At 62.2% G+C, this 24,715-nt stretch carries 26 protein-coding genes; 14 read left to right on the top strand and 12 right to left on the bottom strand.

Annotated elements, in window-relative coordinates; translation table 11 throughout:
- Nucleotides 1-186 precede the first annotated feature (186 nt).
- The 3 genes from BMI86_RS14700 to BMI86_RS14690 all read left to right on the top strand — a co-directional run bounded on the left by BMI86_RS14700 (nucleotide 187) and on the right by BMI86_RS14690 (nucleotide 2,080).
- Complete coding sequence (locus BMI86_RS14700; protein WP_078520492.1) at nucleotides 187-531, top strand: carboxymuconolactone decarboxylase family protein; 345 nt, start codon at nucleotides 187-189, stop codon at nucleotides 529-531.
- Nucleotides 532-624: 93 nt separating this feature from the next.
- Nucleotides 625-1,140 carry an EF-hand domain-containing protein gene (locus tag BMI86_RS14695; RefSeq protein ID WP_168173865.1) on the top strand — a complete coding sequence of 172 codons (516 nt, stop codon included), beginning with the start codon at nucleotides 625-627 and terminating at the stop codon, nucleotides 1,138-1,140.
- A 199-nt stretch (nucleotides 1,141-1,339) separates the two neighbouring features.
- Nucleotides 1,340-2,080 carry a GH25 family lysozyme gene (locus BMI86_RS14690; protein WP_143594822.1) on the top strand — a complete coding sequence of 247 codons (741 nt, stop codon included), beginning with the start codon at nucleotides 1,340-1,342 and terminating at the stop codon, nucleotides 2,078-2,080.
- 54 nt (nucleotides 2,081-2,134) lie between these two features.
- Here the strand turns inward: BMI86_RS14690 and BMI86_RS14685 are convergent, their stop codons facing one another.
- The 3 genes from BMI86_RS14685 to BMI86_RS14675 all read right to left on the bottom strand — a co-directional run bounded on the left by BMI86_RS14685 (nucleotide 2,135) and on the right by BMI86_RS14675 (nucleotide 7,721).
- On the bottom strand, nucleotides 2,135-2,830 hold the full coding sequence (locus tag BMI86_RS14685; protein ID WP_078542056.1) for a porin: 696 nt from the start codon (nucleotides 2,828-2,830) through the stop codon (nucleotides 2,135-2,137).
- 140 nt (nucleotides 2,831-2,970) lie between these two features.
- Nucleotides 2,971-6,300, bottom strand: a complete 3,330-nt coding sequence (gene carB / locus BMI86_RS14680; RefSeq protein ID WP_078542055.1) for a carbamoyl-phosphate synthase large subunit — start codon at nucleotides 6,298-6,300, stop codon at nucleotides 2,971-2,973.
- A gap of 182 nt (nucleotides 6,301-6,482) precedes the next feature.
- Complete coding sequence (locus BMI86_RS14675; protein ID WP_078520487.1) at nucleotides 6,483-7,721, bottom strand: cyclopropane-fatty-acyl-phospholipid synthase family protein; 1,239 nt, start codon at nucleotides 7,719-7,721, stop codon at nucleotides 6,483-6,485.
- Nucleotides 7,722-7,964: 243 nt separating this feature from the next.
- Here BMI86_RS14675 and aspS point away from each other — a divergent pair, with 243 nt between their 5' ends.
- Entirely contained in the window at nucleotides 7,965-9,743 is a 1,779-nt protein-coding gene (gene aspS / locus BMI86_RS14670; RefSeq protein ID WP_078542054.1) for an aspartate--tRNA ligase, read from the top strand.
- A 154-nt stretch (nucleotides 9,744-9,897) separates the two neighbouring features.
- On the opposite strand, the gene BMI86_RS14665 is transcribed toward aspS, so the two are convergent.
- Both BMI86_RS14665 and BMI86_RS14660 read right to left on the bottom strand, forming a co-directional pair.
- Nucleotides 9,898-10,374 carry a hemerythrin domain-containing protein gene (locus BMI86_RS14665; protein WP_078542053.1) on the bottom strand — a complete coding sequence of 159 codons (477 nt, stop codon included), beginning with the start codon at nucleotides 10,372-10,374 and terminating at the stop codon, nucleotides 9,898-9,900.
- A 68-nt stretch (nucleotides 10,375-10,442) separates the two neighbouring features.
- Entirely contained in the window at nucleotides 10,443-11,153 is a 711-nt protein-coding gene (locus tag BMI86_RS14660) for a response regulator (RefSeq protein ID WP_078542052.1), read from the bottom strand.
- Nucleotides 11,154-11,321: 168 nt separating this feature from the next.
- On the opposite strand from BMI86_RS14660, the gene mce reads away from it, so the two are divergent.
- The 3 genes from mce to BMI86_RS14645 all read left to right on the top strand — a co-directional run bounded on the left by mce (nucleotide 11,322) and on the right by BMI86_RS14645 (nucleotide 12,731).
- Nucleotides 11,322-11,726 carry a methylmalonyl-CoA epimerase gene (mce, locus tag BMI86_RS14655; protein ID WP_078542051.1) on the top strand — a complete coding sequence of 135 codons (405 nt, stop codon included), beginning with the start codon at nucleotides 11,322-11,324 and terminating at the stop codon, nucleotides 11,724-11,726.
- A complete protein-coding gene (locus BMI86_RS14650) occupies nucleotides 11,726-11,995 on the top strand; it encodes a DUF1467 family protein (protein ID WP_078520482.1) in 270 nt (89 codons plus the stop codon). Before mce ends, BMI86_RS14650 begins: the two co-directional genes overlap by 1 nt.
- Nucleotides 11,996-12,155: 160 nt before the next feature.
- Nucleotides 12,156-12,731 (top strand): DUF4396 domain-containing protein, encoded by a 576-nt coding sequence (locus BMI86_RS14645; protein ID WP_246831719.1) that lies wholly within the window; start codon nucleotides 12,156-12,158, stop codon nucleotides 12,729-12,731.
- 22 nt (nucleotides 12,732-12,753) lie between these two features.
- Here BMI86_RS14645 and BMI86_RS14640 read toward each other — a convergent pair whose 3' ends face one another.
- Entirely contained in the window at nucleotides 12,754-13,449 is a 696-nt protein-coding gene (locus tag BMI86_RS14640; RefSeq protein WP_078542049.1) for an EI24 domain-containing protein, read from the bottom strand.
- Nucleotides 13,446-14,048, bottom strand: a complete 603-nt coding sequence (locus BMI86_RS14635) for a nitroreductase (protein ID WP_078542048.1) — start codon at nucleotides 14,046-14,048, stop codon at nucleotides 13,446-13,448. The genes BMI86_RS14640 and BMI86_RS14635 overlap by 4 nt, the downstream gene beginning before the upstream one ends.
- Before the next feature lie 108 nt (nucleotides 14,049-14,156).
- On the opposite strand from BMI86_RS14635, the gene BMI86_RS14630 reads away from it, so the two are divergent.
- Nucleotides 14,157-14,405, top strand: coding sequence for a DUF167 domain-containing protein (locus BMI86_RS14630; protein ID WP_078542047.1), 249 nt, complete (start codon nucleotides 14,157-14,159; stop codon nucleotides 14,403-14,405).
- A 27-nt stretch (nucleotides 14,406-14,432) separates the two neighbouring features.
- Here the strand turns inward: BMI86_RS14630 and BMI86_RS14625 are convergent, their stop codons facing one another.
- Nucleotides 14,433-14,699, bottom strand: coding sequence for a hypothetical protein (locus tag BMI86_RS14625; RefSeq protein ID WP_078542046.1), 267 nt, complete (start codon nucleotides 14,697-14,699; stop codon nucleotides 14,433-14,435).
- Nucleotides 14,700-14,841: 142 nt separating this feature from the next.
- Here BMI86_RS14625 and BMI86_RS14620 point away from each other — a divergent pair, with 142 nt between their 5' ends.
- The 5 genes from BMI86_RS14620 (at nucleotide 14,842) to BMI86_RS14600 (ending at nucleotide 19,051) form a co-directional block, all read left to right on the top strand.
- On the top strand, nucleotides 14,842-15,579 hold the full coding sequence (locus BMI86_RS14620) for a M48 family metallopeptidase (RefSeq protein ID WP_078542105.1): 738 nt from the start codon (nucleotides 14,842-14,844) through the stop codon (nucleotides 15,577-15,579).
- A 99-nt stretch (nucleotides 15,580-15,678) separates the two neighbouring features.
- Nucleotides 15,679-17,007, top strand: a complete 1,329-nt coding sequence (locus tag BMI86_RS14615; RefSeq protein ID WP_078542045.1) for a DUF2254 domain-containing protein — start codon at nucleotides 15,679-15,681, stop codon at nucleotides 17,005-17,007.
- Nucleotides 17,008-17,083: 76 nt separating this feature from the next.
- Complete coding sequence (locus BMI86_RS14610; protein ID WP_078520475.1) at nucleotides 17,084-17,377, top strand: DUF6455 family protein; 294 nt, start codon at nucleotides 17,084-17,086, stop codon at nucleotides 17,375-17,377.
- Nucleotides 17,377-17,637 (top strand): DUF6455 family protein, encoded by a 261-nt coding sequence (locus BMI86_RS14605; protein ID WP_078542044.1) that lies wholly within the window; start codon nucleotides 17,377-17,379, stop codon nucleotides 17,635-17,637. Before BMI86_RS14610 ends, BMI86_RS14605 begins: the two co-directional genes overlap by 1 nt.
- Nucleotides 17,638-17,923: 286 nt before the next feature.
- The gene (locus BMI86_RS14600) at nucleotides 17,924-19,051 is read left to right on the top strand and encodes an acyltransferase (protein ID WP_078542043.1); all 1,128 of its coding nucleotides are present in this window, start codon (nucleotides 17,924-17,926) and stop codon (nucleotides 19,049-19,051) included.
- 59 nt (nucleotides 19,052-19,110) lie between these two features.
- On the opposite strand, the gene BMI86_RS14595 is transcribed toward BMI86_RS14600, so the two are convergent.
- Both BMI86_RS14595 and BMI86_RS14590 read right to left on the bottom strand, forming a co-directional pair.
- A complete protein-coding gene (locus tag BMI86_RS14595) occupies nucleotides 19,111-20,031 on the bottom strand; it encodes a glycosyltransferase family 8 protein (protein ID WP_078542042.1) in 921 nt (306 codons plus the stop codon).
- A 28-nt stretch (nucleotides 20,032-20,059) separates the two neighbouring features.
- Nucleotides 20,060-20,935, bottom strand: a complete 876-nt coding sequence (locus tag BMI86_RS14590; protein WP_078542041.1) for a glycosyltransferase family 2 protein — start codon at nucleotides 20,933-20,935, stop codon at nucleotides 20,060-20,062.
- A 312-nt stretch (nucleotides 20,936-21,247) separates the two neighbouring features.
- Here BMI86_RS14590 and BMI86_RS14585 point away from each other — a divergent pair, with 312 nt between their 5' ends.
- Complete coding sequence (locus tag BMI86_RS14585; RefSeq protein WP_078542040.1) at nucleotides 21,248-22,018, top strand: sulfotransferase; 771 nt, start codon at nucleotides 21,248-21,250, stop codon at nucleotides 22,016-22,018.
- On the opposite strand, the gene BMI86_RS14580 is transcribed toward BMI86_RS14585, so the two are convergent.
- Nucleotides 21,984-23,495, bottom strand: a complete 1,512-nt coding sequence (locus BMI86_RS14580; protein WP_078542039.1) for a lipopolysaccharide biosynthesis protein — start codon at nucleotides 23,493-23,495, stop codon at nucleotides 21,984-21,986. The genes BMI86_RS14585 and BMI86_RS14580 overlap by 35 nt on opposite strands.
- Nucleotides 23,496-23,548: 53 nt before the next feature.
- Nucleotides 23,549-24,322, bottom strand: coding sequence for a hypothetical protein (locus BMI86_RS14575; protein ID WP_143594817.1), 774 nt, complete (start codon nucleotides 24,320-24,322; stop codon nucleotides 23,549-23,551).
- Between the last annotated feature and the right edge of the window lie 393 nt (nucleotides 24,323-24,715).

Genomic DNA, 24,715 nt, shown 5'->3' with positions numbered 1-24,715 from the left:
GGTAAACTCTGCGGTCTTCGCCTTGGTGAAAATATCCCGGGGGAGGCGCGCGTTCCGCGCCGGGGGCGGAGCCCCCTCAACTTTGGTCACATCACGCAGCGCCATCCCTTTGGGTTGACGCAGGTCAAGGATTTCGCCCGCGCCCCGTGTCACGCCGCGAGGGACGAAATGCGAAGGAGACCTGCGATGAGCTACAAGGCGAAAATCGACGAGATGCGCAACGAGCTGCGCGTAATGAACAAGACGATCCCCGACGCTGTCGGCGGTTTTGGCGTGCTGTCGAAAGCGGTGAAGGAGAACGGGCCGCTCGATGTGAAGACCAAGGAATTCATCGCGCTCGGCATGGCGGTCGTGCTGCGTTGCGAGCCCTGCATCATGTTCCATGTCGAGGCGCTGATGAAGGCGGGCGGCACGCGTGAGGAGCTGGGCGACGTGCTCGCCATGGCGATCCAGATGGGCGGTGGCCCGGGTGTGATGTATGCCGGTCACGCGCTGGGCTGCTGGGACGAGTTGGCCGCTGCGAAAGGCTGAGCGGCCCCGCTCTGCGACATGTTGTCAGGCCCGCGCCGGAAAGGCGCGGGCCGTTTCGTTTCATTAGCGACATATCTGATGAAGGATAGACAGATGAAACGCTTTGCTCCTCTCGCCGCGCCGCTTGCCGCGGCACTGCTGCTCGGTGCGGCTCCAGTCTTCGCGCAAACTACCCCTGCGCCGGGGCAGGAATTCCTCCTGCAATGGGATCTCGATGGCGATGGCGGCGTCACGCTGTCCGAAGCCCGCGAGCGGCGCGGCGACATCTTCACGATGTTCGACGCGAACGAGGATGACACTTACTCCGTCGCGGAAATCGCGATGATCGACGAGCATAAGGAAATGGAACGCGAGGCTGGCAAAGGTCCGGGGCATCAGATGCCCGAAGGCATGGGACAGGGGCCCGGCAAACGACAGGGTCTGGGCCGCAACGCGATGCGCGCGGGGCACGATATCCCGACCGCCGAGGGGCTGCGAGCCTTCGATGCGAATGGCGACGGGGTGATCTCGCGCGCGGAATTCTTGGGTGGCACCGATCAGTGGTTCGCGATGCGCGATCGCAACGGTGATGGCGTGCTGACCAAGGCTGATTTCGGCCCCCGGAGCTGAGCGACCCCTCTTAGGCGAAGCCTCGCCGATGTCAAAAGACGCCCGCCTGTCAGCGATGACAGGCGGGCGTTTGCATGAGAGGCTGGGAAAAAATCACGGGGGAGTGAGCATGGGGATTTCGCGCAGGTTCTTCGTCTCGGGCGCAGCCTTGGCCTTGGCGGGCTGCGGCGGCGCGCCCAGCGGCAAGCAGGCCAAACTGATGCGTCCGGCAGTGTTGTCGGCCTCGAACTACCGGGCGAGCGGCATCCCTGCGCGCTTCGGCGATACCGACCCGCATGATTGGGAAGGTCTGGCGCCGGCGCGGTTGCCGGTGCACGGGATCGACGCGGCGCGCTATCAGGGCGAGATCGACTGGCGCCGGGCGCGCGCGGCGGGCGTGTCCTTTGCGTGGCTCAAGGCGACCGAGGGCGGCGATCATTCCGATCCCGGTTTCCACATCAACGCGACCCGCGCGCGGGCGGCGGGCGTGCCGGTCGGGGCCTATCACTTCTATTATTTCTGCCGCTCTCCCGAAGAGCAGGCCGATTGGTATATCCGCAACGTGCCGCGCCGCCGGGGGGATCTGCCGCCGGTGCTGGATATCGAGTGGAACCACACCTCGCGCACCTGCCAGCGTCGTCCTGCGGCCCATGTCACCCGCGCCGAGATGCACCGCTTCCTCGCGGCCCTGACGCGGCATTACGGCACGCGCCCGGTGATCTACACGACGATCGATTTCTGGCGGGACAACGACCTGTCGCGCTTCTCCGGCTATGAGATGTGGCTGCGCTCGGTCACCGCGCACCCGATGGAGCGCTACCCCGGCGCCGATTGGAGCTTCTGGCAATATAGCGGCACGGGTGTCGTGCCGGGCGTGCCGGGGAAAGTGGACATGAACGCCTTCGCGGGCTCTCCGGCCGCGTGGCAAAGCTGGCTCGCGCGGCGGGCGCAGCGGGCGTGAGGCACAAGAAAGGCGGCCCCGAAAGGCCGCCTTTCCCCTGCAAGCGCGTCGCGGTCAGAGACCGGGGATGACGCGGATCAGATCACGCTGCTTGAACGTGGTGCGCCGCTGCGGACCGAAGGCGAAGGTCGCACCGACCGAGACGTAGTTGCTCGACCCCAGATCGTCGCCATCGGCATGGCCGAAATCGCCGCTCAGCGTCACATTGCCCAGCTTGTAGTCGACGCCGATCTGCGTGCGGTTCGCGTCGAAGCTCTCGACGTCGATATGGTCATAGCCCGCAGTCACGCCGAACACGTCATTGACGGCATAGCGCCCCGACAGGCCGAACAGGTTGCCGCTGACGCCGTCTTCCTTGGCGTGCGAGACATAGGCTTCGCCGCCGAATTGGCCGTAGGAATGGCCCGCTTCGAGGCCGTAGTAATCCAGCCCTGCGCCTTCAGCGTGGTCGTGGCCCGCAAAGGCGCCGAAGGAGGTGGCTGGACCGGCGTGGTAGATCGCGTGAAGTGCGACGTTGTTGGCGTCGGTGTCGCTTGCGCCGAAACTCGCGAAGGCCAGATCGCCTTGCAGCGAGAATTGCCGGTTGAACCCGACTTCGAGCGAGCCGGTGGCCGAGGTCTTGTCGAGATCGCCGTCATCGGTGAATTGCGAAAAGCCGATGCCGACGGTGCCGCCGGTGATTTCAGCCGCGCTGGAAATCTGGGGGAGTGCCGCGAAAAGGACCGCGGCTGCGAAAACGCATTTGTTCATAACTTGCCTCATGAAATTGTTTTTAGGCTTTAGCCATGCGTGAGCCACCGAGGCGCAGCAAGATCACCCCCGGGTTGAAAAAGAAACTCGCGGAAACCGTGTTCCGCGAGTCACATCATTTCTCTAATTGTATCCGTCGCTTATTGCAGCGAACGCACGCTCACTTCGCCCTCTTTGCGGCTCTTGATCGCCGAGACGGCGGCGATGGAGGCGGCGGCGGTGGTGAAGTAGGGGATCTTGTCATAGAGCGCGACCGCGCGGATGTCGCGGCTGTCCGAGATCGCCTGGCTGCCGTCGGTAGTGTTGAAGACGAGGTCGATCTCGTCGTTCTTCAGCCGGTCGACGATGTTCGGGCGGCCCTCATAGACCTTCAGAACCTTCTCGCTTTCCACGCCATGCTCGGCGAGCCATGCGGCGGTGCCGCCGGTGGCGACGATGGTGAAGCCCATCGAGACCAGCGAGGCGGCGGCTTCGGCCAGATCGTCGGACTTGTTCGAGTCCTTGATCGAGAAGAACACGCGGCCGCTTTCGGGCAACACGGTGCCGGCGCCAAGCTGGGCTTTCCAGAAGGCCGACGGGAAGTCGCGATCCCAGCCCATCACCTCGCCGGTGGAGCGCATTTCCGGGCCGAGCAGCGTATCGACGCCCGGGAAGCGGGCGAAGGGCAGCACGGCTTCCTTGACCGAGAACCACGGCGTTTGCGGATCGGCCAGCGTCAGCGGATCGGCGAAGGGCAGCGGCGTGTCGGGGCCGACGCCTTCGGGGTAGGGCGGGCGCGCCGGGAAGGCCGACAGCTTCTCGCCCGCCATCAGGCGCGCTGCGATCGACGCGATGGCCGAGTCGGTGGCTTTCGCGACGAAGGGCACGGTGCGCGAGGCGCGCGGGTTGACCTCAAGGACGTAGATATCGCCGTCCTTGATCGCGAATTGCACGTTCATCAGGCCGACCACGTTGAGGCCCTTGGCCATCTTCTCGGTCTGAACCTTCAGCTCGGCCACGATTTCGGGGCTTAGCGAGTAGGGCGGTAGCGAGCAGGCCGAGTCGCCCGAGTGGACGCCGGCTTCCTCGATATGCTGCATGATGCCCGCGACATGGACGCTTTCGCCGTCGCAGAGCGCATCCACGTCGACCTCGATCGCTCCCGCCAGATAGCTGTCGAGCAGCACCGGGTTATCGCCCGAGACCACCACGGCCTCTTTGATGTAGCGCTTGAGGTGGTCGAGGTCGCGCACGATCTCCATCGCGCGGCCGCCTAGCACGTAGGAGGGGCGGATCACCAGCGGGTAACCGACGCGGCCCGCGATCTCGAAGGCCTGCTCGTCCGAGCTGGCAATGCCGTTGACGGGCTGCTTCAGGTCAAGACGGTTGAGCAGGTCCTGGAACCGCTCGCGGTCTTCGGCGAGGTCGATCGCGTCGGGCGTGGTGCCGAGGATCGGGATGCCTTCGGCTTCCAGCGCGTTTGCGAGTTTCAGCGGGGTCTGGCCGCCGAACTGGACGATCACGCCGTGCAGCGTGCCGTTATCCTGCTCGACCCGCAGGATTTCGAGCACATGTTCCAGCGTGAGCGGCTCGAAATAGAGGCGATCCGAGGTGTCGTAGTCGGTCGACACGGTCTCGGGGTTACAGTTGACCATGATGGTCTCGTAACCCGCGTCGGTCAGCGCGAAACAGGCGTGACAGCAGCAATAGTCGAACTCGATCCCCTGGCCGATCCGGTTCGGACCGCCGCCGAGGATGACGACTTTCTTGCGGTCCGACGGACGCGCCTCGCATTCGACCTCGCCCATCGCGGGGGCTTCATAGGTCGAATACATGTAGGGCGTCTGCGCCTCGAATTCGGCGGCGCAGGTGTCGATGCGCTTGAAGACCGCGGTGACGTTCAGGTTGCGGCGGGCCCGGCGGACCTGCGCCTCGTCGCGACCGGTCAGCGTGGCCAGACGTGCATCCGAGAAGCCCATCATCTTGAGATTGCGCAGACCCTTCTCGTCGAGCGGAAGGCCCTTCTTGCGGATCTCGTTCTCGGCCTCGACGATTTCGCGGATCCGGGCGAGGAACCACGGATCGAAGGAGGTCGCGTGCTGGATCTCGTCATTGCTCAGCCCGTGGCGCATCGCCTGTGCGATGAGGCGCATCCGATCGGGCGTCTGCTGCGAGATCGCCTTGATGACGGCGGCCTTCTCCGGCGCGCCTTCGATCTCGATCTCGTCGAAGCCGCTCAGGCCGGTCTCCATCGAGGCCAGCGCTTTCTGCACGGATTCGTGGAAGGTCCGGCCGATCGCCATCGCTTCGCCCACCGATTTCATCGCGGTGGTCAGTTCGGGCTTCGAGCCTGCGAATTTCTCGAAGGCGAAGCGCGGGATCTTGGTGACGACATAGTCGATGGTCGGCTCGAACGAGGCGGGCGTGACCTTGGTGATGTCGTTGTCCAGCTCATCGAGCGTGTAGCCCACAGCCAGCTTCGCGGCGATCTTGGCGATCGGGAAGCCGGTGGCTTTCGAGGCCAGCGCCGAGGAGCGCGACACGCGCGGGTTCATCTCGATCACGACCATGCGGCCGTCTTCGGGGTTGATCGCCCATTGCACGTTCGACCCGCCGGTCTCCACGCCGATCTCGCGCAGCACGGCGATCGAGCCGTTGCGCATGATCTGGTATTCCTTGTCGGTCAGCGTCAGCGCGGGCGCCACGGTGATCGAGTCGCCGGTATGGACGCCCATCGGGTCCACGTTCTCGATGGCGCAGACGATGATGGCGTTGTCGGCCTTGTCGCGCACGACCTCCATCTCGAATTCTTTCCAGCCCAGCAGCGACTCGTCGACGAGGATCTGGCTCATCGGGGAGGCGTCGAGACCCGAGCGGCAGATGCGCTCGTAATCTTCGCGGTTATAGGCGACGCCGCCGCCGGTGCCGCCCAACGTGAAGGCGGGGCGGATGATCGCGGGCAGGCCGATATGCTCCAGCTCGAGCAGCGCCTGACGCACGCCTTCGTTGACGTCATAGGTGCCGTTCTCGCGCTTGGGCGAGGACACGATGGTCGCTTTCGGGTTCTCGAGGCCGATCCGGTCCATCGCCTCGCGGAAGAGCTTCCGGTCTTCGGCCATCTCGATCGCGTCGCGGTTCGCGCCGATCAGCTCGACGCCGAATTTCTCCAGCACGCCCATATCGGCCAGCGCCAGCGCGGTGTTGAGGCCGGTCTGGCCGCCCATCGTCGGCAGCACCGCGTCGGGGCGCTCGGCCTCGATGATCTTGGCGACGACTTCCGGGGTGATCGGTTCGATATAGGTGGCGTCGGCGAGCCCCGGATCGGTCATGATCGTCGCGGGGTTCGAGTTCACGAGGATGACGCGGTAGCCTTCTTCGCGAAGGGCTTTGCAGGCCTGGGCGCCCGAGTAGTCGAACTCGCAGGCTTGCCCGATCACAATGGGCCCGGCGCCGATGATGAGGATTGACGTGATGTCTGTTCTCTTCGGCATGGGAATCCCCTCTGGTCACTGCGCAAATTGAGGCGCTTTATACGCAAAGGGTCAGGCGTCGCAAGAGGGTCAGGACGCGATAGCCGGGTTGCAGGGTGACGCGAGGGCGTGCGCCCAAGTCTGTCAGGCCGCGCGCCGGGAGGAGCGCAGCCTGATTTCAGCCCGGTCAGGGAGTGGTCGACTTACTCTGCGGCCAGCCGATGTTCCTGTTCGTCTTCGTCGCGATAGAGGTAGTCGCGCGTCAGCGGCACGTCGCCCACCTCATGGGCCAGCTGATACTGGAACACGACCTGCCCGCCATGGCGGAAAGCCATCTCCGAGGCCACGAGGTAGAAGCGCCACATCCGGCAGAACCGCTCGTCGTAAAGTGCGACGGCCTTGTCGATATTCGCTTCGAACCGATCGCACCAATGGCGCAACGTTTCCGCGTAATGCAGCCGCCAGACCTCGAGATCGGTGGTAATGAGGCCTTCATGTTCGACCGCGTTCGACGCTTCGGACATGGCCGGGCAATAGCCGCCGGGGAAAATGTATTTCGTGATGAAATCGGCGGTCGCGCCACCGGGGCCCGAGCGTCCGATGAAATGGATCAGCGAGACGCCGCCCGGTTTGAGTAGCTCGCGCACCTTCGAGAAATACTCGCGGTAATGCGGCACGCCGACATGTTCGAACATGCCGACCGAGACGATCCGGTCGAACTTGTCGGTCACATCGCGGTAATCGGTCAGGCGGATGTCGATTTTGTCTTCGAGGCCGGCCTCTTTCACCCGTTTGCGGGCCAGCGCGTGCTGTTCGGTGGACAGCGTCACCCCCACCACGTTCGCGCCGAAATCGCGTGCCAGCGTCAGCGCCATGCCGCCCCAGCCGCAGCCGATATCGAGAACGGTCATGCCCGGCTCGATCAGCAGTTTCTTGGCGATATGGTGTTTCTTCGCCTCCTGCGCTTCTTCCAGCGTCATGTCGGGGCGCTCGAAATAGGCGCAGCTATATTGCCGGTCCTCATCGAGGAAGAGGTCATACAGCTCGCCCGACAGGTCATAGTGATGCGCCACATTGGTGCGCGCCTTGTTGACCGGGTTGAACTGGGCGAAGCGGCGTCCGAAGAAGCGGCTCGCCTCGCGCGGTTTCTCGAACCACGGCATGCCCGAACCGGTCTGGTTGCGGATCGCAAGCGCGAGGAAGCCACGCAGATCGTCATTCGCGATCGTGTAGTCGCCGTTCATATAGCCTTCGCCGACGCCGAGGTCGGGCCGCAGCACAATCCTGCGCGTCACGTCGGGGTTTTCGATGGTGACGCGGACCGGGTCTCCGGTGCCGTCGCCGTAGCGTCTGAGCGTCTCGTCCGAATAGACGAGTTCGAGCGTGCCCCTGCGGATCAGGTGGCGCAACATTCGGTCGAGAAGCGAGTCCCAAGCTCTCATATGGTCTCTCCGGATCATGCCGGGGCTTGGCAGGCTCCAGCGTTAGCCTTCATGACGGCAACCTTTGTGAAATTACCAAAGTTCCCGTTGTCTCTGAAGTTAACCGAAAATTTACATTTTTTCGAGCCACGCGCGCGTGAACAGCTCGAGACGGGTCTGTGTGCCTCCGCACAGCTTGACTTTTGCGCGCTCAACGGGTGTATCGGCGCGACTATACGCAATTCTCGATCCGGGGAGCCTCCCATGCATGCCTTTCGCAGCCATACCTGCGCAGATCTGAGCGCCGCCAACGCCGGTGAGACCGTCCGCCTTGCGGGCTGGGTCCATCGCGTGCGCGATCACGGGGGGGTGCTCTTCATCGATCTTCGCGATCATTACGGTATGACGCAGGTGCTCTGTGACGGCGACAGCCCCGCCTTCAAGACGATGGAAAAAACGCGCTCGGAATGGGTGATCCGCATCGACGGCACCGTGAAGCTGCGCGACGAGAGCCTGATCAACCCGAAGATTCCGACCGGCGAGATCGAGGTCTATGTCCGCGACATCGAAATCCTGGGCGAGTCCGAGGAGCTGCCGTTGCCGGTCTTCGGCGAGCTGGAATATCCTGAAGAGACCCGTCTGGCCTATCGTTTCCTCGACCTGCGTCGCGAGAGCCTGCATGACAAGATGATCCTGCGCTCCAACGTCGTGAAATCCATGCGTAAACGCATGTGGGACGCCGATTTCAACGAATTCCAGACGCCGATCATCACCGCGTCGTCGCCCGAAGGCGCGCGCGACTTCCTCGTGCCGTCGCGCCTGCATCCGGGCAAGTTCTACGCGCTGCCGCAGGCGCCGCAGCAGTTCAAGCAGCTGATCATGGTCGGCGGCTTCGACAAGTATTTCCAGATCGCGCCGTGCTTCCGTGACGAAGACCCGCGCGCCGACCGCTCGCCCACCGACTTCTACCAGCTGGACGTCGAGATGAGCTTCGTCGAGCAGGAAGACATCTTCAATGTGATGCAGCCGGTGATCCAGGGCGTGTTCGAGGAATTCGCCGACGGTCGTACAGTCGATCCAAACTGGCCGCGCATTCCCTATGCCGAGTCGATGCTGAAATACGGCTCCGACAAGCCTGACCTGCGCAACCCGATCGAGATGCAGGTGGTCTCCGATCACTTCCGCGACTCGGGCTTCGCGATCTTCGCGAAACTGCTCGAACAGGATGGCACCGAGATTCGTGCGATCCCGGCCCCCACGGGCGGCTCGCGCAAGTTCTGCGACCGGATGAACAAGTTCGCCCAGGAACAGGGCCTGCCGGGCATGGGCTACATCTTCTGGCGCAAGGGCGAAGACGGCTCGCTCGAAGGTGCCGGGCCGCTGGCCAAGAACATCGGCCCCGAGCGGACCGAGGCGGTCCGCGCGCAGCTGGGTCTGGGCGAGGGCGATGCGGCCTTCTTCCTCGGCGGCGCGCCGTCGAGTTTTGAGGGCGTCGCAGGCCGTGCGCGCAACGTGATCGGCGAAGAGCTGGGCCTGACCGACAAGACCAAGTTCAAATTCGCCTGGGTCGTCGACTTCCCGATGTACGAGGCCGATGACGAGGGCAAGATCGACTTCTCGCATAACCCGTTCTCGATGCCGCAAGGCGGGATGGAGGCGCTTGAGGGCGATCCGCTGCAGGTCAAAGGCTACCAGTACGACCTCGCCTGCAACGGCTACGAAATCCTCTCGGGCGCGATCCGGAACCACAAGCTCGAGACTATGTACAAGGCGTTCGAGATCGCGGGCTACCCGGCGTCGGAAGTCGAGAAGCGCTTCGGCGGCATGGTCAAGGCGTTCAAATACGGCGCCCCGCCGCACGGTGGTTGCGCCGCCGGCATCGACCGGATCGTGATGATCCTCGCCGATACCGCGAATATCCGCGAAGTCATCATGTTCCCGATGAACCAGCGCGCCGAAGACCTGATGATGGGCGCGCCGTCGGAGCCGATGAACGAACAGCTGCGCGAGTTGCGCCTGCGGGTCCTACCGCAAGAGGACTGATCCTCGCACGATTACCCATTTAAAAGGCCCCGTTCCGAATGGAGCGGGGCCTTTTGCTATTCGCGGCGGAGGGCTGTGCCAGCGCAAGAGAGGCATAGGGGAAGGCGAAGGGGGCTCTGACCGAAGCCGACCCACCCTGAGCTTCAAACTCCGATCAGTCTTCGAGACTGTCTTTTTTCTTCTCGTCGACCAGCTTCATCTCTTTCTTCTTACGCTCGAGGAATTTCTCGCCGTAATTCTTGATCTCGCTTTCGTCGATCACTTCCTTGGCGCGGCCGAAGATTTCGTCTTCTTCCTCGTCCATGTGGTGATTGTAGTCATGCTCGAGCTTGTGGAACTTGTTCAGCCAACCGGGGCTCGCCATGTCCATCTCGTTGAGTTCTTCGAGCAGATCGTCGAGCTCGGCATGTTCCTCGACCGAGTGCCGCGCCGAGTCCTGCCCCCAGGTCTTGGTCATCAACTTGGAATAGAAGGTCTCTTCCTCGGCGGCGGCGTGGGACTTGATGTCGTAATAGAACTCATTCCACGCCTGCGTGCGCTCAGCGCTGTCGCCGGACGTATCGGCGATCTTCTTCATCAGGGCGCGGTGGTTGTCGTGATCTTGCTTGATGGCGTCGTAGATCGAGCTCATCGGGCTGTCCTCCGGTTGCGTTGACTTGTTTGAGCAACGCGAAGTCGATCAGGCAGTTCCCGGCTGCGTCAGAACGCCCCGGCCGCCGCGATCCGCGCATCTATAATCTGAGTGACCCGGGTCATATCCTCGCGCGAGGGGCCGCCGGACCGTCTCAGGCGCTGCGCCGCATCGTCCAGCGCCGCGTCATGGGCCGAGCGCGCGATGCTATGAAGGAAATGCGCGGCATAGGGCAGGGCGCGCGCGTCTGCCCCTTTGGTGTCGCGCAGCAGTTCCGAGAGGTGCTGCAGGTCGTCGCGCAGCGCGAGCGGGTCCGGTGCGATCACAAGATCGGCAAGCGCGCGCAGGCCGAGCGGTCGCATCTCTTCGGGCAGGGTCGACAGGATCGCTTCCTGAAACACGGCGAGGCTTTCGATCGGCTTTTCCAGAAAGCCGTCCGCGCCCGCCGCGAGGGCCGCGCTTTTCAGGTCGGGGTCGCCCGATGTCCCAAGGATCACCGGGTGCGGCCCGCGCGTCCCGCGTATCTCGGCGATCAGGTCGCTTCCCGAGCCATCGGGCAGGCCCATATCCACGATCACGATCGAGGGCCGATAGGTCTTGAGATGCCGATCCGCCGAGGCGAGGCAATCGGCGCGCCGGATTCGTGCGCCCGAGCGCAGGCACAACAGTCGCACGGCCTCCGAGGCAAAGCGGCTGTCTTCCACCAGCAGCACCGTCAACCCGGTCAGAGGGCGTTCGGGTGTCGGCATGCGGGTCAGGGTCGGGATAGTGTCGCTCATGTCGGGGCCCCTTCGGCTGCGATCGGATTCGGCTGTCCGATCAGTAGGGCGCAGATTGCCTAACACTGGGTTAATCCGAACCGGGTTCACAACTGTCCCCGCAAGGCTTGCGCGAAGCCGCGCGCCCGGCTACCCCTTTTAACGCCCGCGTTACCGGAGGAGACCCAAATGATCGGACGCCTGAACCATGTCGCCATTGCCGTGCCCGACCTCGAGGCGGCCTCGGCCAAGTATCGCGACACGCTGGGTGCCAATGTCGGCGCGCCGCAGGACGAGCCCGATCACGGCGTCACGGTCGTCTTCATCGAACTGCCCAACACCAAGATCGAACTTCTGTACCCGCTGGGCGAGGACAGCCCAATCAACGGTTTTCTGGAAAAGAACCCCGCAGGCGGCATCCATCACATGTGCTTCGAGGTGGAGGACATCATCGAGGCACGCGACAAGCTGAAGGCCGATGGCGCGCGGGTTCTGGGCAATGGCGAGCCGAAGATCGGCGCGCATGGCAAGCCCGTGCTGTTCCTGCACCCGAAAGACTTCAATGGCTGCCTCGTCGAACTGGAGCAGGTCTGATGAGCCTCACAGGCGGCATCATCCTCTTCGCGGTGATCTGGTTCATGATCTTTTTCATGGTCTTGCCGGTGCGGTTGAAGACGCAAGGCGATGTGGACGAGGTCGTGCCGGGTACTCCCGCAGGGGCGCCGCATGAGGCGCATCTGGGCGCGAAGGTGAAGATCACCACTATTGCCACCATCGTGCTCTGGGCGATCATCGCGGCAGTGCTGCTGTCAGGGATCATCACGTTGGAAGATATCGACTTCTTCGGACAGCTGCGTCGCTAGACACTGGCGGAACCCAGTAAAGCGGAGCGAGTTGGGAGGTTATTGAAAGGAGCCTCCCATGACACCAAACTGGTTTACCGTTCTGAGCTGGTTATCGCTTGCTGTAGGCGTTCTCTCATTTCTCTATCTTCTCGTTCAAGTTCGTCGGAACCCGCCGCATATGGCCATCATGGCGTGGGTCTGGCCAATTTGCGGATTGTTCGGCGGACCGCTGGTCATCTGGTTGCATGGCCGCTTTCCGGGGCATGGCAATGCGCCCTTCCCGGTCTCGGTCGCGAAGGGGACGCTCCATTGCGGCGCAGGCTGCACTCTCGGCGATATTCTGGCCGAGAACCTCGCGCTCGCGGTTCCTGCGGTGCTGATCGCATTCGGCTGGCCGGGTTTTTGGGAAGACAAGATCTTTGCGGTCTGGGGACTCGATTATGTCTTCGCCCTCGCGATCGGGATCGTGTTCCAATATTTCTCGATTGCGCCGATGCGTGGGCTCGGCCTCGCCAAAGGCCTGAAAGAGGCGGCGAAAGCTGACGTGGCCTCGCTCACCTCGTGGCAGATCGGCATGTACGGGATGATGGCGATCTTCCATTTCGCCGTGTTCAAAGGGCTCTGGGGCGCCGAGATCAACGCCGCCGACCCGGAATTCTGGTTCGCCATGCAGATCGCGATGATGGCGGGTTTCGCGACCGCCTACCCGGTGAACTGGCTCTTGATCCGCAAGGGCATCAAGGAAGAGATGTGAGCGGCGCGTTAGCGCCGCCCCGTCACCCGCGGCGACCGGTGATCGCGTGGAACAGGTGGGTGAAGCCCGCAGCGCCCAGTACCGGCACGAAGAGGTTCACAAGCGGGATCGACAGCGGCACCGCCATCAGCGCGCCCGCGGCCCAGATCGTGACCTTGTTGCGCTCGTAAAGTTCGAGTGCCGCCTCGCGCTCCATCCGCCGGAAGGCCGCCATCTGGAAATATTCACGCCCCAGCAGATAGCCGTTCAGCCCGAAGAACAGGAACGGCGCCAGCGGGATCACGAAGGGGTAAATCATCAGCGCGATGATGTTGGCCACGAGGATCACCCCGAAGAACCGCACCGTGTCGCGCATCCCTTCGGCGAAGGTGAGTTTGCGCACTGGTGGCAGGGTCGGGTAATGCACGTCCTCCACCATCTCGGCCACGTCTTCGAGGAAGAAACCGGTGAAGGCGGAAGCGACCGGCACCATCAGGAAGATCGAGGCAAACAGGATCACGCCCGCCGAGACGATCGACAGCGCGGTATCGATATGGCCGATCTCGCCGATGAAGGGCAGCGAGAAGCTGTCCGGCACCAGCCAGCCGATCAGCATCACCATCGCGATATAGATCGCGACCAGAAGGCCCAGCGAGAGGGCCACGCCGAAGCCCACGACTTTCATCGCACCGGGCCGCAGCAGGTCGGCCCAGGCTTTCACATAGCTCGAGATGATCATTCCGAAATCCGCGTCGTGATCGCGTCGAGGTCGGGGCGGGGCCGTTCGGGAGGCGCGATGCCTTCGGTTCCCAGATGGATGAAGCCCGCGACGCTTTCGCCCTCCTTGAGGCCCAGCATTTCGCGCCCGAAGGCCTCGTCATGCGCGGCCCAGCCGGTGAGCCAGTTCGCGCCCCAGCCTGCGGCGAGGGCGGCGTTCAGAAGCGACAGGCAAACCGCGCCCGCCGAATAGAGCTGCTCGACCTGCGGGACTTTCTCGCTCTCCTTCGGGGAGAAGACCACGGCCACGCAAAGCTGGCTGTCATGGAATTGCTTGCCAGCCTTTGCGATCTTTTCTTCGGGCAGGCCCTGCGCCTTGGCGCGGGTCTCGGCCTCGCTGCCCAGACGCTGCGCGGCCTCGCGGGTGATGGTGATGAAGCGCCACGGCTCCAGCTTCCCGTGATCGGGCGTGCGCGCGGCGGCGGTCAGGATCTCGCGCAGCGCGGCCTCATCGGGGGCAGGGGCCTTGAGGGTCTTGGCCGGGCGCGACCGGCGGGTCAGAAGGAAAGCCATCGCCGCGTCATTGCGCTCGGCCGGGTTCACTTCGGGCAGTTCAGTCATGAAAATCTCCGTCTGTTGCGCCAGATATCGGGCGCTCGGCGCGCGATTGCAACCGCAGCATGGGCAACTGGCTTGTGCGCCATTGAGCAGGGTCTATGCTGCGGCGCGATGACGGATCTCAGCCACCTTGCCATTCCGGGCAGCGAAATCGCGCTGCGCGTGACGCCGAAAGCGTCGCGCAACGAGATTCGGGAAAGCGAAGAGGGGCTTCGGGCCTATGTCACGGTCGTGCCGGAGAACGGCAAGGCCAATGCGGCGGTCGTCAAATTGCTGGCAAAGGCGCTGGGCGTCGCGAAATCGCGGCTGACGCTGATCCGCGGCGAGACCGCGCGCGACAAGGTGTTCCGCCTCGATTGAGCGTGCATCGCGGCGCGGGCAGGGGGATCAGCCGTCCTCGCTGGAGGTGCTTCCCGTCTGCTTCAGGCGATAGACGCCTTCGGGCAGGTTGAGCGCCGCCGCGAGTTCGCGCAGCTGGGCATGGCTGAAGGTGACCGTCTGCACCTGCTCTGTCTGCTCGTCGAGCTGTTCGACCACGACGCAGTCCTCGAAGGAACTGATCGTGATGTCTTCCTGCAGATAATCAAGCGGATCCGTCCCCTCGTCGACAAGGGTGATCACGGTCGCGTCGAATTCGTGTTCGATGGTAAACATGCTCTTATGCTAGCGCGGCTTTTCGATCCGAAAAAGCGAAATCACGCCGCTGCTTGCAGGCGATCGCGTGCAGGAGGCTATGCTGCTGCGAGCCAAATCGTTAAGCTGTGGGAAATCCTCTTTCAGGGGCGCTTTCCTGTCGATGCCTTCCTTCCGTTTTCTCCTCGTAATCCTGTCGCTCGCCGTGACGCTGCTTTCGGGCTGCGTGCCGACGATGGCGCCTATGCCGCAGACCGAAATCTCGCCCGAAGACAGGCAGCGCGCCGAAGTGGCCGTATCGCGGCTGGTCGCTGTGGGCGACCGGATGGAGCCACAGATCGAGCAGGAATGCCGCAAGCGCACGCGAAAGCTCAACTGCGACTACCTCTTCGTGGTCGATGACCGGCTCGATCTGGATGCGAATGCGTTTCAGACCACCGATCGCTCGGGCCGCCCGGTGATCGGGGTGACGCTCGCGATGATCGCAGAGGTGCGCAATGCCGACGAGCTGGCCTTCGTGATCGGCCACGAGGCCGCCCATCACATCGCGGGTCATATCGCGGCGCGGGAACGCGATGCGGCGGTGGGGGCGGCCTATCTGGGCCGTGCGGTGCAGGCGCAGGGCGCCGATCCCCTGACCGTGCAGCGTGCGCGCAGGATCGGGGCCGAGATCGGCTCGCGGCTTTACTCCAAGGATTACGAGCTGGAGGCCGACCGGCTCGGCACGATCATCACATGGGACGCGGGCTACGATCCGCTCAAGGGCGCGCAGTTCTTCCTGCGCTTGCCCGATCCGGGCGACAAGATGCTGGGCACCCATCCGCCCAATCAGCTGCGCTTCGACGTGGTGCGCGACACCGTCGCCCAGCTGCGCGCAGGCAAGATCCCGGCGGGCAGCTGAGGGAACCCGTTCAGGGCCTGCGCGCTTGGGATTTGACATAGAGGCCCCCGGCAAAGGCGGGTCCGGGACGCGGGAACAGGGCACAGGGACAAAGAACGGATGAAGATCTTTTCGCGATTGCGCTGGCGGCTGAAGGTCATCCTGCGCGAGATCTGGGTGCGGGTGACGGCCTTCGGCGTGCTGGGGGTCCTGACCGCGTTGGGATCGGCGGGCTTCGGCTATCTCGTGCCGCCGGATCTCGGCTACAAGATGGGCGCGGGCTCGGTGGAGCCGATCCTGAAGATCATCGCGACCGCGATGCTGACCGTTACCACCTTTTCTCTGCAGATCATGATCACCGCGTTCAGCTCGGCCCAGACCGGCGCCACGCCGCGCGCGATCAAGCTGATGCAGACCGACCGCGTCACGCAGAACGTGCTGGCGAGCTTCATCGGCTCTTTTGTCTTTTCTCTGGTCGGGATCATCGCGCTCGAGACGAATGTCTATGACGACTCGGGGCGGTTCATCCTTCTGGTGGTGACGCTTGGCGTGGTGGCGATGGTGGTGATCTCGCTGTTGCGCTGGGTGCAGCATCTGAGCGAATTCGGCCGGCTCGGCGATGTGATCAGCCGGGTCGAGACTGCGGCGAGCACGGCGCTGAAGGCACGCTGCGAGCGGCCGTGGCTCGGCGGCAAGGAATGGGAGGAGCCGCCCGTGGGGGTCTTCGGGATCACCTCGACGCGGACCGGTCATGTGCAGCATGTCGATATCGGCGCGCTGCAAAAGGTCGCCGAGGCGCATGACTGCCGCATCTGGCTTTGTGCGCGGCCTGGCGAATTCGTCCATGGCGCGGCCCATCTGGTGCAATGCGACGCGTTGCCGGGCGATACCGAGACCCGCGAGGAGATCGAGGAAGCCGCGCGCGACGCCTTCACCATCGACCATGCCCGCGACTATGATCAGGACCCCCAATTCGGCCTGATCGCGCTGGCCGAGATCGCCTCGCGCGCGCTCTCGCCTGCGATCAACGACCCGGGCACCGGCATTGATATTCTCGGGCGTCTGGCGCGGGTGCTGGCCGATTGGCATCCGCCGAACAGCCCCGAATGCGTCTTCGACCGCGTCTATGTGCGTGCGGTGACGCCCGAGCAATATACCGAGGACGCCTTCGCCGCGATCGGGCGCGACGGGGCGGGGCATCTGGAGGTCGCGCTGCGCCAGCAGGAAGTGCTGGAAGCGGTGGCCGAGATGTTTCCCGATCACTTCGGACGTCCTGCCGCGCATCAGGCGCTGCGTGCCGCAGCCCATTCGCAATCCGCGATGACCTTGAGGCGCGACCGCGCCGTGGTCGCAGAGGAAGCGCAGGCGTTGGCCGCGCGCTTCGCGCCCGATCTGGACTGCGATGTCGGACATGAAATCGACGGCGATACCTCGGATCGCAACGCTTGATCTGAATCATATCGAAAATGCGGCCCCTCGGGCAGAGTCTCCCCATCACCGGGATGACTGTTCAAGGGAGGCCGCCATGACCGCTGCCAAACATCTCAATCGCCACGCGGCGATGATGAACCGGATGGCCCAGCAGATGGGCGGCGATCTCAGCATGGAAATGGCCAGCGGACGACTCAGTGGCGAGGGCTGGAGAGACGCGCTGATCCGCTGCACCAAGTGCCGCGAGGCCGGGGCCTGCCTGCTCTGGCTGGCCGAGCATGACCCGCAAAGCAACCCCGCGAAGGCACCTCCCGCCTATTGCGAAAACCGCCTGATGATGTCGCGGCTGCGCGCCACCATCGGCGCCGAACCCCAAGGAGTCGAATGATGGGAATGCAAAGCGAAATCGATCTGAACTTCTGGGTGACGCGCGGTATGGCGCGGCGTCTTGGCGTGAATATCTCCGAAGCGATGCATAACGGCTTCCTCACGCAAGCCGATTTCGCCGAGATGATCACCACCTGCCGCACCTGCGGACGCACCGAGTTCTGCCTCGCCGTTCTGGCAGAGAAGGGCGAAGGCCCGCAGGCCATCCCCACGGATTGCCCCAATTACGAGGTTCTGACCTCTCTGCGCGCCCTGCAATAACTGAGGGCACCGTTAACGTCGCGAAGCATGTGAGGGGCGATATTGTCCCCGTGCAGAGCTGATAGATGGTCCTTTCAAATCTGCGTGTTCATCGCGTGCGTAATTTCTTCGCATGCAGACCAACAATGCTTCATTGAACGTGTGTGGTTCCTTGGTCTTGGATGGCCGCGATGAGCAATACTTGCCTTGCGGATGGTATGTGCGCTCCCTGAGTTGAGGGAGCGCGGCACCCAAGTTTTCTTCGCATCGAAATCGCCCTGCCCCGTTCGAGCTACGAGGGCGCGCAATGGCACAGAAGATTGTAGGTCTCGACTGGCTTCGCGCAATCGCCGCGATACTGGTGATGATCGGCCACGCGAGAGCTTTCCTTTTCGTCGACTTCTCCGAGCTTGCGAACGACCCGACGGTCGTCGCCAAAGTCTTCTATTTGCTCACCGGTCTCGGCACCTATTCCGTAATCATTTTCTTCGTGCTCTCAGGCTATCTGGTCGCTGGCTCCGTGGATCGGGCCTATCACGAAGGTCGTTGGTCGTGGAAAGAGTACGCGGTTCACAGGGTCGTCCGTTTGGGTATCGTCTTGCTCCCGGTACTCGTCATGACAGCAATGTTCGACTGGCTTGGAGCATCTCAATTTGACCCGGCTTACTATCGAGGTGAGTTTGGGGCCGAGTTCGCGAGCGCCCCGAACGAGCCGGTGGCCAACGGCGTCCTCGTTTTTCTGGGCAATGCTTTCTTCCTGCACAATATCATCGTTCCCGTTTACGGAAGTAATGGACCGCTTTGGAGCATCGCCTACGAATTTTGGTATTACGTCGCTTTTCCGCTCGGCTTTTTTGCATTGAAACCAGGCCGTTATCAGCTCTTTTTTGCCGCGCTCTTCGTTCTGACGATGTGGTTCATCGGGCTCGACTTGGCAGTACTCTTTCCGACTTGGTTGTTTGGATACTTTGCGTGGAAAGCACGCGACGGGCTTCTCGGACGCCTTGTTGCAACGAAAGCGATCTACGCGCTCGTGGTGGTCTTCGCGCTTTTCGTCGTCATGTCCGCTCTCAAGTTCGTCAATGATTACTCAATCGGCTCACTCTACATCACGGCTGTCGCGGCGTTTTTCGCTGTGATCGCGCTCTCAAATCCGGTTTTCGACCACGGCGCGCGGCTGGCAGAGTTCCTCTCCAAAATCTCTTACTCTCTGTATCTTGTTCATTTCCCTCTGATGGCCTTGCTCAGTTCGATGCGTCATGTCGCGAGGTTCGACGCTTTGGGGAACGGGATGGTCCTGTTCGGGGTGTATATTCTGTCCTCCTTCTTGCTCGCGTGGTGTGTTCATTGGCTTTTTGAGCGCCATACCGCGACACTCCAGAGAGCTATCCTTCGAAGCATGCGCCAGCGTCCTAGGCTCGGGGCTGCGGGATGAGTTGAGAGTGTAGCTCGTCACCGCCTTTGCTTGCCTTCCGGCGCCGGCATTCCATTCGCTCAGGAGCGCGGTTTCTTCAGGTGAAACTTCAGCCAGAATTTCAGAAGCCTAAACCAGCCGACCTTCTCGCGCTGCATGACCTCTTCGAGAAAGGGCGTGCGGCGAAGATATTTCCAGTAGAGCCACGCATAGGGGTGCCATTCGGCGGCCTGCCAGGGTTTCGGCGACTCCGTGAAATGGATGATCCGCGGCAAAGCCTGAGCCAAGGGAACGGAAGAGGTGTAGTCGCACCCTTCCCAAAGAAAGAGGCGTTGGAAATTCCACTTCGCGTCCAGCGCCGACCAGTTATTCCAGAATACATTGTTCAATGCGTCCTGATCCGCGAACTCGTATTTCTCGGGCGCGGCCAGGAGCATGTCGAGCGCATTGGACAATGCGTCCGTGGCCCGGACCGCATCGAGATCGAACAGGAGGACACCGGCATTGAAATAAGTGCCTGCGCGCGGCAGCTCATGTTGCTGCGCGAAGTTCGTCGGGTCCACGAACGCGTCTTGCACGGCGCCGCAGGCCAAACCTTTCAGATCGGTGCTCCAGAGGTCGACGAGACTTCCGGTCACAACCATGTCGATATCCAGGTAGATCACGCGTGAGATGTCTTGTGACAGAAGCTCTGCCATGATGAGGCGCAGGTAGGTCGCGCGACTGATATGCAGGATCGGCGGAAGCTTCAGCGCCTTATGATCCGCAACGTGATAGGGATGGATTTCGAGACCTTTCGCAGTCTCCGCTATCTTCGAGAACCGTGCCTCATCTACGGAATCGAGTATCGCGTGAACGCGGATCTTCTCCGCGCCTTTGCCCGCCTCGATGGATTTCAGCAGCGACACGAAATGCGGCGCATAGTTGGAATCGGTCACGCAAACGATGTCGATCACGTTCGGGTCATACGCGGCATGCGGCTCGCGGACGTCGTACATCATTCGGAGTCCTTTGCGATCAGTTCGCCTGTTAGAAATATCGGGACTGTCTCTTGGGAGGCTTGAAATTCGCTGCCAGCAGAGCTTTGGCGATCGCGAAATGCATCCGGGCACGATCGGGGCGTCGGCGGATGGTGGCAAGCACACCGCGCAGAAAACGTGCGGCGATCCGGTCGGGCATCACCAGTCTTCGATTCACGAAATGCCCGATCGCGAGTTCTTCATTGAGAAGTTTCGCATGACTCCAGACGGTCTCTCCGTGATTGGGGTTGAGGTAGCGGAACTTCTCGCTCTCGATCCGGAGCACGGGCCGCTTGAAGCGCTTCAGATAGTAACGCGTCCATTCCTGATCCTCTGCCGAGAAGACCTCTTCGCGGAAAGGACGTTCGCGCATCAGAGCCGTGGGCGTCAACGCGGCGCTATTCGAAATCCCGTTGCGCCCGTTGAAGAGCCGAGGGGTGATCGAGACGGGTTCGAGCTTGCTCGGATCCGGGCATTCGGAATGCGCCGGAGCCCAGTAGACGATCTCGAGATCTCGCGCTTTCATCTCCCGCCAGCCGTTTTCCACGAACTTCGGATCGTCGAAGACAACATGACTGCTGAAGATGAGCGTATAGGGAAGCGTGTTCGCCTCGACGCCGACGTTGATCGCTTTGGAATAATTGAACTCGGTGTCGTCGTAGGGAACGACGGTCGCGCCCAAGGCCGCGAACTGGTCGCGCACCGCTGCATCATGCGAGGAATCCACGATGATGATGTTCTCTGGCGGGAAGCTCTGCTCGCGCAGTTTCGCGACCACCTCTGCAAGCAACGGCGGGCATTCATAGGCCCGGATCAGCGCCGCATATCGCGGGGCTGCGTCGTCGCGTGGAAGCTGCTCGGCTAAAGGTCGGGACTGTGAGGCCATCGTTTCTTGCCGCAATCTGAAAACGCTTTCCTGAAGGCAGGCACGGGCAGGTTTCCGTTCCTGAGTATCGCTTCGAAAAACGGTAGGAGGGCTGCCCCAGCCGAGCAAGACGGCCCGCGCGCAAGAGCTCTCGGTGACTGGCTCGCATATGAGATGCGCCGGTTTCTTATCCGTCGCGCCCGCATCTGCCCAAATAAATTGCAACTCGGGGTCGGATCGGAGGCGCGAGAACCGTCACGCGGTGAAGAGGGCGCAGGGCTCGCTTAGGTTCGAGTGGGGAGTGCTCGATACAGTTCAAAGGTAGCCCAGAGAATGCAGTATCTTTTTGTCGTCACTTACGGTCGGTCCGGTTCAACGGTCCTGCTCAACTTGCTCAACAGGTTGGAGGGATATTGCATTCGCGGCGAGAATAACGGGATTGCCAACCATCTTGGCATGAGCGTCTCCGTGCTGGCCGAGGCGCAGGAGCACCCGCATGCAAAGTCCCATAATCCGGACGCGCCCTGGTTCGGGATCAACGATCCGAAGGTCGACAGCTGGGGCCAAAAGCTGGCGGGTGCGTTCGTTGAAGAGATTCTACGCCCGGACCCGGACACACGCGTCACCGGCTTCAAGGAGATCCGGTTCACTGCCCATGAGACTTCGCTGGCAGAGTATGAGAGCGCCATCGCGTTTCTGACGCAATATTTTCCCGGCGCGCGTATCATCTTCAACACGCGCGATTGGCGCGAGGTCGCTGAGTCCGGCTGGTGGCGCTACGAGTCGAACATGAAACGGATCCGCGATCTGATCGAGGATGCGGACCGCCGTTTCGAGGCGTCGGCCAAAGCGCTCGGAGAGCGGGCCTTCTTGATCGACTATGCCGACTACAAGGGCAAACCGGACGGGTTCCGCCCTCTGCTCGAGTGGCTAGGAGAGGAGGTCGACGAGACCCTGTTGGCCTCGGTGTCGCAGAATTGGCTCGTTCACCTGCAGAAGTCACACGATGACCGCGGAAAATTCCTCCGCCTGAAACGCGCGCTTTCGAAGCGTTTCGCGGAGCGCGCGATCAAGAAGTCCGGCGAAACTTCGATGCTTTCGTGAACAGCGCCTTCAACAACTGAGCCATTTCGAGTTCCGGCCCCGCTTTGCGCCCGTTGAACTGCCAGAGCGCGGCGACCGCAGCCACGTAGGCCATGCCGCCTATCGTAATCAGGCTCACCAGACGCACTGCCTCCAGAGGGACGCTCGGCGGCTTCTCCCATAGGCTACCGGTGAGCCAGACGACCAGGGCCATGAAGGCCACCGCGATCGCCGGGGTCAGGGCGAGTTGCAGCTGCTCGCGCAGCCTGATGCCTGCGATCTGCGTGACCAGGGTCATGTTCCAGATAATGTTGATGACGACCGCCACCGCGCCGCCAATCAGGGCGCCGATGAGCATCCCGTAATAGCTCGCGCTGCCGAGATACATCCCGAGCAGGATCAGTGGCCATCGAATGAAGAACGCGCGCAGGTCGCGGAAAAAGAGATGCCGGGTGTCTCCCGTTGCCATGGCGATCGGCTGGATCGCCACCGTCGCCTGCAAGGCTAGGATGATCGCCTGTATCTGAATGACGGGGACGGCGGGCATCCACTTCTCCCCCAAGACCAGCGCGACAAGGTCATGGGCGACCACCGCGAGGCCGAAGCCGAAGGGGAAAATCCAGAGGCAAGCAACGCCCTGCACACGTTTATAGGCGGATACCAGTTTTTGCCGATCGTTCTTCACCCGGGAAAAGGCCGGGAAGAATGTCCTTTGCAGGGGTTGGTTCAGCTGCGCGATGACCACATTCGTGATCCGGTTGCCGAAACTGTACTGCCCCAGAATGTTGGTTGGCAGCACGGCCCCGAAAAGCAGCGGATTGGCGCGCCAGTTCATCGCCTGAATCCAAGTGCCCAGGGTGATCCAGATCGAGAAAGAGAGGATCTCGCGATACTTGCTGAAGGTCAGGCGGGGCCGGAAGGGATAGAAGACATAGGAGAGAACGATCCGGGCGACGTCCGAGGCCACGGCGCCCAGCACCAAGGCCCAATAGGATCGAAACACGAGTGCAAGCGTAATTGCGACGATCGTGCCGAAGAGTTTCTCGCCGACCTTCATGAGGACGACTTGATGGAAAACCAGTTCTCGCTCGAACAAGGCGAGTTTTGGATTCGCGAGACCGGCGAAGACGAAGGACCCCGCCATCACGAGCAGGATGTTCTGCAGTCGCATATCGCCATAGAGCAACGCGACCGGGTAGGACAGCGCGGCCACCGCGCCCCCGACGATGAGGCCACGCGCGAAGGACATCGAAAAGACAGTGTTGAAATGCTCTTCGGTCGGGGCGTCATGGCGCACCAGCGTCTCCGACAGGGGCATTTCCGCGAGCGACAGAAGAATGGCCATCACCGCAGCGCAGATTGCCACAAGCCCGAAATCCTCGGGCACGAGAAGCCGGGCCATGATGATCGTGTTCAGGAACCCGATTCCGTTCGCGATCATGCTTCCGAGCGCGATCCAGACGGCTCCCTTCAGCAGGCGTGTCCGTGTGTCGGTCATCTGTTCTGGGCGTCCTTTCGCAGCAAACTATGATCGAGGTGGTCGCCCGGCGATCAATGGATGAACGTGATATCCGCGCGCGCTTCAATCGCGGAGATGTCCGAAACGTAGTCTTGCTGCATTTTTCGGAATTGGTCTTCGGGCCATGGGGAGAACCGGTCTTGTGCGCTTTGCACCGGATACTCATGCTCCAGAGCCGCCATTCGAAACCGCCATTCCGTCGCTGAGAGCGGTTCAGCGGTCTCGGCCATGGCGCGGATTGCACTGTCGGAAGCGCTTCCCCGCACAGTAGGGTTCAGCAGCGGCTCAAACGCCTCAGCCTCGACGTCACTCAACCCTTCGAGGATGCGGGGCTCGAGGTCGCGGAAATCCTCGTAGCGCCAGATGAAGACATTCGCGTGCGGCAAGGCATCGCGGATGTCGTCGATGATCTGCAGCCACGCCCCCTGCGGTGAAGAAAAGGCGGATGCGAATTGCTCGGGGCTTGGAACGGGAGAGAAGCGGATCGCTTCGCCATAGATCGACGCCAGAAAGTCGGGATAGGACCGGATGCAGAGCCAGATATCCAAGGGGCGATCCGGCAGGAATGTCGCGAGAAGCTGAAGCCGCGATATCGCCGTCGGATAAAACGCCCCGTCGAGGAATTCACCCGTTTCGCCCAAAAGGTTCTCTTCGGAAACAAGCAGTTCGTCCGAGGTGTCGAACAGGCTCGAGATCTTCGACCCAAGCTTGTCGAGGCGCGTTGGACGGCCCGAGAGTGCCTTGAGCTTTTCCGACCTGCTCGTGCCTTCGCTTTCCGCCCATGCCTGATGGAAAAGGGGCCGCACATTATTGATCGGCCAGAAAGCGACACCTTGCGAGGCAAGAAGCTTCGCGTTCAATTCGAGGCGCGCCTGGAGATAGGTTGTCGCTGTCTTGTGGGCTCCGAGATGGAGGCGAATTCGGGGCGTCGTCACATCATCCTCCGTCTTCTCACCGTTGCGTCAGACTGCGGTCGGCAGCCGCCGCTGCGTCTGCGGCCTCCTTTGAAAGGGCCGGTCGCGGCATCTTCATACCAATGGCTTACTGAGGAACGGCCCGCGCTGTGAGGTGCAAAGCGCTGAACGAGGCGAGCGCTCTTAATGAAACCGTACGCCTGCCACACAATTGGCCAATTTTCTGGCCATCGCTAAAATAAGTCGCAGGAATTTCTTCGAATTAGGGGTAATTCCGCGATTTAG

The sequence above is a fragment of the Thioclava sp. DLFJ5-1 genome (assembly GCF_002020115.1).
GTDB lineage: Bacteria > Pseudomonadota > Alphaproteobacteria > Rhodobacterales > Rhodobacteraceae > Thioclava > Thioclava sediminum.
This window is presented reverse-complemented; position numbering and strand designations above follow the sequence as displayed.

What these genes read in the sequence shown, in the direction of transcription:
- BMI86_RS14700 (WP_078520492.1), top strand. Translation starts at nt 187, where the DNA reads ATGAGCTACAAGGCGAAAATCGACGAGATGCGCAACGAGCTGCGCGTA.
- BMI86_RS14695 (WP_168173865.1), top strand. Translation starts at nt 625, where the DNA reads ATGAAACGCTTTGCTCCTCTCGCCGCGCCGCTTGCCGCGGCACTGCTG.
- BMI86_RS14690 (WP_143594822.1), top strand. Translation starts at nt 1,340, where the DNA reads ATGCGTCCGGCAGTGTTGTCGGCCTCGAACTACCGGGCGAGCGGCATC.
- BMI86_RS14685 (WP_078542056.1), bottom strand. Translation starts at nt 2,830, where the DNA reads ATGAACAAATGCGTTTTCGCAGCCGCGGTCCTTTTCGCGGCACTCCCC.
- carB (WP_078542055.1), bottom strand. Translation starts at nt 6,300, where the DNA reads ATGCCGAAGAGAACAGACATCACGTCAATCCTCATCATCGGCGCCGGG.
- BMI86_RS14675 (WP_078520487.1), bottom strand. Translation starts at nt 7,721, where the DNA reads ATGAGAGCTTGGGACTCGCTTCTCGACCGAATGTTGCGCCACCTGATC.
- aspS (WP_078542054.1), top strand. Translation starts at nt 7,965, where the DNA reads ATGCATGCCTTTCGCAGCCATACCTGCGCAGATCTGAGCGCCGCCAAC.
- BMI86_RS14665 (WP_078542053.1), bottom strand. Translation starts at nt 10,374, where the DNA reads ATGAGCTCGATCTACGACGCCATCAAGCAAGATCACGACAACCACCGC.
- BMI86_RS14660 (WP_078542052.1), bottom strand. Translation starts at nt 11,153, where the DNA reads ATGAGCGACACTATCCCGACCCTGACCCGCATGCCGACACCCGAACGC.
- mce (WP_078542051.1), top strand. Translation starts at nt 11,322, where the DNA reads ATGATCGGACGCCTGAACCATGTCGCCATTGCCGTGCCCGACCTCGAG.
- BMI86_RS14650 (WP_078520482.1), top strand. Translation starts at nt 11,726, where the DNA reads ATGAGCCTCACAGGCGGCATCATCCTCTTCGCGGTGATCTGGTTCATG.
- BMI86_RS14645 (WP_246831719.1), top strand. Translation starts at nt 12,156, where the DNA reads ATGGCCATCATGGCGTGGGTCTGGCCAATTTGCGGATTGTTCGGCGGA.
- BMI86_RS14640 (WP_078542049.1), bottom strand. Translation starts at nt 13,449, where the DNA reads ATGATCATCTCGAGCTATGTGAAAGCCTGGGCCGACCTGCTGCGGCCC.
- BMI86_RS14635 (WP_078542048.1), bottom strand. Translation starts at nt 14,048, where the DNA reads ATGACTGAACTGCCCGAAGTGAACCCGGCCGAGCGCAATGACGCGGCG.
- BMI86_RS14630 (WP_078542047.1), top strand. Translation starts at nt 14,157, where the DNA reads ATGACGGATCTCAGCCACCTTGCCATTCCGGGCAGCGAAATCGCGCTG.
- BMI86_RS14625 (WP_078542046.1), bottom strand. Translation starts at nt 14,699, where the DNA reads ATGTTTACCATCGAACACGAATTCGACGCGACCGTGATCACCCTTGTC.
- BMI86_RS14620 (WP_078542105.1), top strand. Translation starts at nt 14,842, where the DNA reads ATGCCTTCCTTCCGTTTTCTCCTCGTAATCCTGTCGCTCGCCGTGACG.
- BMI86_RS14615 (WP_078542045.1), top strand. Translation starts at nt 15,679, where the DNA reads ATGAAGATCTTTTCGCGATTGCGCTGGCGGCTGAAGGTCATCCTGCGC.
- BMI86_RS14610 (WP_078520475.1), top strand. Translation starts at nt 17,084, where the DNA reads ATGACCGCTGCCAAACATCTCAATCGCCACGCGGCGATGATGAACCGG.
- BMI86_RS14605 (WP_078542044.1), top strand. Translation starts at nt 17,377, where the DNA reads ATGGGAATGCAAAGCGAAATCGATCTGAACTTCTGGGTGACGCGCGGT.
- BMI86_RS14600 (WP_078542043.1), top strand. Translation starts at nt 17,924, where the DNA reads ATGGCACAGAAGATTGTAGGTCTCGACTGGCTTCGCGCAATCGCCGCG.
- BMI86_RS14595 (WP_078542042.1), bottom strand. Translation starts at nt 20,031, where the DNA reads ATGATGTACGACGTCCGCGAGCCGCATGCCGCGTATGACCCGAACGTG.
- BMI86_RS14590 (WP_078542041.1), bottom strand. Translation starts at nt 20,935, where the DNA reads ATGGCCTCACAGTCCCGACCTTTAGCCGAGCAGCTTCCACGCGACGAC.
- BMI86_RS14585 (WP_078542040.1), top strand. Translation starts at nt 21,248, where the DNA reads ATGCAGTATCTTTTTGTCGTCACTTACGGTCGGTCCGGTTCAACGGTC.
- BMI86_RS14580 (WP_078542039.1), bottom strand. Translation starts at nt 23,495, where the DNA reads ATGACCGACACACGGACACGCCTGCTGAAGGGAGCCGTCTGGATCGCG.